The sequence below is a fragment of the Stenotrophomonas sp. 05L44_2 genome (genome assembly GCF_056665995.1).
This window is the reverse complement of sequence record NZ_JBFTNR010000195.1, coordinates 1-5,840: the sequence shown is the minus strand read 5'-3', so window position 1 is coordinate 5,840 and position 5,840 is coordinate 1. Positions and strand designations below refer to the sequence as shown.

At 67.8% G+C, this 5,840-nt stretch carries 5 protein-coding genes; 2 read left to right on the top strand and 3 right to left on the bottom strand.

Translation table 11 applies throughout. From position 1 onward, the window contains the following. Positions 1-215 precede the first annotated feature (215 nt). Entirely contained in the window at positions 216-929 is a 714-nt protein-coding gene (locus tag AC1VAN_RS08790) for a response regulator transcription factor (protein ID WP_002811889.1), read from the bottom strand. A gap of 90 nt (positions 930-1,019) precedes the next feature. Continuing rightward, positions 1,020-1,667 carry an arylesterase gene (locus AC1VAN_RS08785; RefSeq protein WP_442252091.1) on the bottom strand — a complete coding sequence of 216 codons (648 nt, stop codon included), beginning with the start codon at positions 1,665-1,667 and terminating at the stop codon, positions 1,020-1,022. 75 nt (positions 1,668-1,742) lie between these two features. Here AC1VAN_RS08785 and AC1VAN_RS08780 point away from each other — a divergent pair, with 75 nt between their 5' ends. Together AC1VAN_RS08780 and AC1VAN_RS08775 are read left to right on the top strand one after the other, a co-directional pair. Further along, positions 1,743-2,390 (top strand): ABC transporter ATP-binding protein, encoded by a 648-nt coding sequence (locus AC1VAN_RS08780; RefSeq protein WP_059066070.1) that lies wholly within the window; start codon positions 1,743-1,745, stop codon positions 2,388-2,390. Next, positions 2,387-4,900, top strand: coding sequence for an ABC transporter permease (locus AC1VAN_RS08775; RefSeq protein WP_282280390.1), 2,514 nt, complete (start codon positions 2,387-2,389; stop codon positions 4,898-4,900). The genes AC1VAN_RS08780 and AC1VAN_RS08775 overlap by 4 nt, the downstream gene beginning before the upstream one ends. A 244-nt stretch (positions 4,901-5,144) precedes the next feature. Here AC1VAN_RS08775 and AC1VAN_RS08770 read toward each other — a convergent pair. Then, positions 5,145-5,840: DUF6607 family protein (locus tag AC1VAN_RS08770; RefSeq protein WP_480985644.1), on the bottom strand; the 696-nt coding region annotated here is incomplete at its 5' end.

The following is a 5,840-nucleotide window of genomic DNA, read 5'->3' as shown; positions in this document are numbered from 1 at the left end:
AGGCTGGCCAGCACGGCTTGCAGGATGAAAGCGATACGGATCTTGCGCGGCAGGCCGTGCGGCATTGCGATGTCCCGGTCAGAGCGCTGCGATTATAGGCAGCGCGCTGTGCCGTGATCGTGCATGGACGATGACGACCCGGTATCCGGAACGTTCACCCCTTCCCTGCCGACCACGGCCGTGCCGGTTCTGCTGCAACACCGGCACGACGTCGATCAGGCCATCGGCTGGGCGATATCGGCGATGCGATAGCCCGCGCTCTGCACGGTGTGCAGCAGCGGCCGATCGAACGGCTTGTCGATGATCTTGCGCAGGTTGTACAGATGGCTGCGCAACGTGTCCGAATCAGGCAGGCCGTTGCCCCAGATCTCGCGCTCGATTTCCTGGCGGGTGACCACACGCGGCGATTCACGCATCAGGATGGTCAGCAGGCGCAGGCCGATCGGCGACAGCTGCAGCTCGGTGCCGGCACGGGTGGCACGCATGCTGACCGGATCGAGCACCAGGTCGGCGACCTTGAGCACTTCCGAACCCACCTGGCGACGTTCGCGGCGGATCAGCGCGCGCAGGCGGGCTTCCAGTTCCTGGATCGCGAACGGCTTGGTCAGGTAATCGTCGGCACCAAAGCCAAGCCCGGTGAGCTTGTCATCCAGCGTGTCGCGCGCGGTCAGCATCAGCACCGGGGTCGACTTGCGCGCATCGTTGCGCAGCCGGCGGCACACTTCGATGCCATCCAGCCGCGGCAGCATGAGGTCCAGCACGACGACGTCGTAGCTGTTCTCGGCAGCCAGACGGTAGCCGTCCAGGCCATCCTGCGCATAGTCGACCTCGAAGCCACGGCCTTCCAGGTATTCACCGATCATCTCGGAGATATTGCGGTTGTCTTCGACCACCAGCACCAAGCCGGAAGTCTCCTTCGTCTGACGCATGAGAATCCCTCTTTCTTCAGCTTTGTGAAACATGCCCGATCGACGGTGCACGCGATGTGAAGTTGCGTCAATGAAAAGAAGATGGCGTGCTCACAGCAGCGGTTTCAGCAGCGGCCAGACGTTGTCCAGCACCTTCGGCTGCGCTTGGGCGGTGGGATGCAGGCCGTCGGCCTGCATCAAGCCGGGCTGCAGGGCCACGCCTTCCAGCAGGAACGGGAGCAACGGCACCTTGTACTGCGTGGCCAGTGCCCGGTACGCCGCAGCCAGGCGCTGGCGGTAGCCCGGCCCATAGTTGGGCGGCACGTCGATGCCCAGCAGCAGGACCTTGGCACCGGCCTTCTGGCTGGCCTGCACCATCTTTTCCAGGTTGCCCTGCACCTGCGCCGGGGTCAGCCCGCGCAGCGCATCGTTGCCACCGAGGGCGATCACCACCACCGTGGGCTTCTCCCGGCCAAGCAGGCCCGGCAGGCGGGTCAGCGCGCCAGCAGTGGTTTCCCCGCTCATGCTGGCGTTGACGATGCGCGGCGGGGTTTTCGACTGCTGCCTGACCCGCTGCTGCAGCAGGCTGACCCAGCCGGCATCGGCCGGGATATTGTGGGCGGCACTGAGGCTGTCACCGAGCACCAGCACGGTACCGCCGCCCGGACCTTTGGCACACGCCAGTGCCGGCAACAGCAGCAACCCTAGCAGCACCATCATCATTGCGCCGGCTTGCCGGCTCCATTCCGTCTTGTGCATTGGAGTCTCCTCATCGACAGCCTGTCCCCCCGCAGCGCGCCCGTCGCCATCGCCGTCGACCAGGTCGGCAAATCCGTGCATGGCCCGGAGGGTGAAGTCCACATACTGGACAACATCACCCTGACCGTCCATGAAGGCACCAGCGTAGCCATCGTCGGCGCCTCTGGTTCCGGCAAGACCACCCTGCTCGGCCTGCTGGCCGGGCTGGACCTGCCCAGCCGTGGCCGCATCGCGCTGGCGGGCCAGGATCTGACGGCACTGGACGAAGAAGCGCGTGCACAGCTGCGCGCGCGCGACGTCGGCTTCGTCTTCCAGAGCTTCCATCTGCTGCCGGCGCTGACGGCGGCCGAGAACATCGCGCTGCCGCTGGAACTGGCCGGGCGCGAGGACCGCACGCGGGTGGACGAGGTGCTGGCTGCGGTCGGGCTCTCGCATCGCGCCCGCCACTATCCGCGGCAGTTGTCCGGCGGTGAGCAGCAGCGTGTCGCCCTTGCCCGGGCGTTCGTCAGCCGCCCGCGCATCCTGTTCGCCGACGAACCCACCGGTTCACTGGACCAGGCCACCGGCCAGCACATCAGCGATCTGCTGTTCGAACTCAACGCCGGCAGCGGTACCACGCTGGTGCTGGTCACCCACGACCTGCGCCTGGCGCAGCGCTGCCAGTACATCCATCGCATCGACAACGGCCGCCTGCAGCCGGTGGAACATGGAGTGGACGCATGAACCTGCTGCGGCATGCGTGGCGCGCGCTGCGCCGCGAGGCCCTGGCAGGTGACCTGCTGACCGTGTTCGCCGCCCTGGTACTGGGCGTGGCGGTGATGACGGCGGTGGGCACGCTGGTGAACCGGGTCAACCTGGCATTGACCGGCAGCGCGGCGGAAATGCTCGGCGGCGACCTCGGTGTTGCCGGCCGCGATGACCCGCCCGCCGCGTTCGCTGAGGAGGCGCAGCGACGCGGCCTGGCGCATACGCGGCTGGCCAGCTTCGGCAGCGTGCTGTTCCAGGGCGATGCCAGCCAGATGGCCAGCATCAAGGCCGTGGAAGCGGGCTACCCCCTGCGCGGCGCGCTGCGCGTGCGTGCCACGCCCGGCGGCGCGCTGATCGCCGATGCCGGAATGCCGGCCAAGGGCCAGGCCTATGCCGACCCACGCCTGCTGCAGGCACTGGGCCTGAAGGCTGGCGACGATCTGGAATTCGGTGCGGGCACGCTGCGCATCGCCGGCATCATCGAATCGGAACCGGATGCCGGTGGCGACCTGCTGACGCTGTCGCCGACCCTGCTGGTCAACCGCGCCGATGTGGAAGGCACCGGCCTGCTCGGCCCCGGCAGCCGCATCAATTACCGGGTGATGTTCGCCGGCCCTGCCGCCGACATCGCGTCATTCCGGCAATGGCTGCTGCCGCAGGTAAAAGGCATGCGCCTGCTCAGCGTGAACGATACCCAGCGCGGTGTGCGCCAGGCCTTCGACCTGGCCGGTCGTTTCCTCGGCCTGAGCGCGCTGCTGGCGGTGCTGCTGGCCGGCGTTGCCACCGCACTGGCGGCCAACCGGTTCGCGCTGCGTCGCATCGACCAGGTGGCGATCCTGCGCTGCCTGGGTGCACGCCAGCGCGACATCCTGGCCGGCCTGGCCCTGCAGCTGCTGATGCTGGCGGTGCCGGCGTGTGCGATCGGCATCGGCCTGGGCATGGCGGCACAGGAAGGACTGGTGCAGGTACTGGGCAGCCTGGTGCCGCAACGCCTGCCGCTGCCCGAAGCCATGCCTGCGCTGACCGGCGCGGGAATCGGCCTGTTGCTGTTGTTCGGCTTCGGACTGCCGCCGCTGCTGCGCCTGCGTGGCGTGCCGCCGATGCGCGTGCTCAACCGCTCGTTCGCTGCCTTGCCGCCGGCCTCGCTGCTGGCCTATGTGGCAGCGCTGGCGGCCAGCCTGGTACTGGCGGTGCAGGTCACCGGCGATCTGAAACTGGCGCTGTGGGTGCTGGGTGGCCTGGCCGGGCTGGCGGTGGCCGCGGGCGTGGTCGGGTTCCTGCTGCTGCAGCTGCTGCGTGGGCTGCAGCACCGCCTGCACGGCAACTGGCGGCTGGGCCTGGCGGCGCTGACGCGGCGGCGGATGCTGGCGGTGATGCAGCTGGTGGGGCTGTCACTGTCGCTGTGCGCCCTGCTGTTGCTGGCGGTGATCGGCCCCGGCCTGCTGCAGCAGTGGCGCGAGCGCCTGCCTGCGGACACGCCCAATTATTTCCTGATCAACATCCAGCCCGAGCAGCGCGACAGCGTGCTGGCTGCACTGCAGGGCCTGGGTGCGGATGATGCCAGCATCGAACCGATGGCCACCGGCCGCCTGATCGCGATCAACGGCAAGCCGCCGCTGCGAGTGGATCGCACGCCGGCCGACGACAATCAGCCGCAGGGTGAAGGACAGCGCGACGACGATGACGAGAACCGGCCGCTGAACTTCAGTTGGCGCAGCACGTTCCCGCCGGCCAATACGCTGGTCAACGGCACGTTCTGGAAGCCGGACAGCACCGCCGCGGAGGCATCCGTGGAGATCGGCTGGGCCAAGCGCTACGGCGTGTACCCCGGTGACCGCATCACCATTGCGGTGGGCGAGCAGCAGCGCGAGTTCAGCGTTACCAGCGTGCGCAAGGCCGACTGGAACACCTTCCGGCCGAACTTCTTCGTGTTGTTGAATCCGAATGCGGTGGGCGATACACCGCACAACCTGCTGTCGGCGTTCCACCTGCCGGCGGGACAGGCAGCGGGTCTCGGGGCCCTGGTGCGCGCGCAGCCCAACCTCTCGCTGCTGGACGTGGATGCGGTGATCTCGCAGGTACGCGATGTGATGGAACGGGTGGCGCAGGCGGTGCAGCTGGTGATGGTGTTCAGCCTGCTGGCCGGCGTGCTGGTGCTGCTGGCGGCGCTGCAGGCAACGGCGGGCGAGCGACGCTATGACAGCGCGGTGCTGCGCACGCTGGGTGCGACGCGGCGCCAGCTGCGTGGCGCGGTGCTGGTGGAATTCGGTGCGCTGGGCGCGCTGGCGGCGCTGCTGGCGGTGGGCGCGGCAGCGGTGATCGGCGTTGCGGTGTCGCAGAAGGTGTTCGAACTGCCGCTGCTGCCGCCGTGGCCTGGCCTGCTGCTGGGTGGCCTGCTCGGCATCGCGCTGAGCCTGCTGGCCGGCTGGCTGGGGACCCGGCGGATCCTGCACACGCCACCGGCATTGGCGCTGCGCGAGGCCTGACGCTGTTCTGTGGCAAAGGCATCCACGCATGGCGTGGATCTACCAGCGAGCCCAGTAGATCCACGCCAAGCGTGGATGAATTACCGATGATCCCGGCAGATCCACGCCATGCGTGGATGCAGTGCCGATGGTCCCAGTAGATCCACGCCATGCGTGGATGCCGGGTGCAATCACCGCCGGAGAGCGTGCCGAGCAAGCTCGGCACCCACCAGTGCAGTGCGCATCCGGCACCGCAGCGCGCCGATCAACCTTCCTTTGGCGCCTTTTCCACGTACTTGGCGAAGACTTCGTCGATCTGCGCGTCCTTCACCTTCTTGCCGGACTGCACGTCCTCGGCCTGGGTGAACAACGGGATGATCATCGCCATGCCGTCGAGCTTGGTCTTCAGGTGCACGCCCGGGGCCTGGGTCAGGAAACCGTCCCAGCGCTGGCGCACCTTGCTCCAGTAACCGGCGGTGGCCTTCCAGTAATCGCGCGCCGGGGTGAAGTCGACCTCGGTGGTCCTGGTGTAGTCGTTGAAGCCGAATTCGCGGGCGATTTCCACCTGGCTGCCATCCGCGTTGCGCTGCACCTTGGTGTTGAACTGCTCGTGGGTCCAGCCGTTCGGGGTCAGGGTGTGGCGGTTGACCACCGCCAGCGCGTTGTAATCGCTGCGCTTGGTGTACTCGCGGCGTGGCAGCGGCCGCCAGCTGATGTCGCTGGTCCAGGTCGGCACGTTGTTGAGGTAGGTCCACGTGCCGGTGCCGCAGTAGCGCGGTGCATCGCTGACTTCGTACACGCACTGGGTCCAGGCGCCCTGGTTGGTCGCAGCTGCGATCGTGCGCACCTGCCAGGTCTGGTCGGCGCTGAACTCGAAGCGGTTCGGCGCTTCATACACCCAGTCCTGCCGCCAGTGCTTGGTCACGTGGCCGCTCTTCTCGTCCAGCAGCAGGTGCTGCAG

Coding starts and splice junctions, on each gene's coding strand:
- AC1VAN_RS08790 (WP_002811889.1), bottom strand. CDS start 929: ATGCGTCAGACGAAGGAGACTTCCGGCTTGGTGCTGGTGGTCGAAGAC.
- AC1VAN_RS08785 (WP_442252091.1), bottom strand. CDS start 1,667: ATGCACAAGACGGAATGGAGCCGGCAAGCCGGCGCAATGATGATGGTG.
- AC1VAN_RS08775 (WP_282280390.1), top strand. CDS start 2,387: ATGAACCTGCTGCGGCATGCGTGGCGCGCGCTGCGCCGCGAGGCCCTG.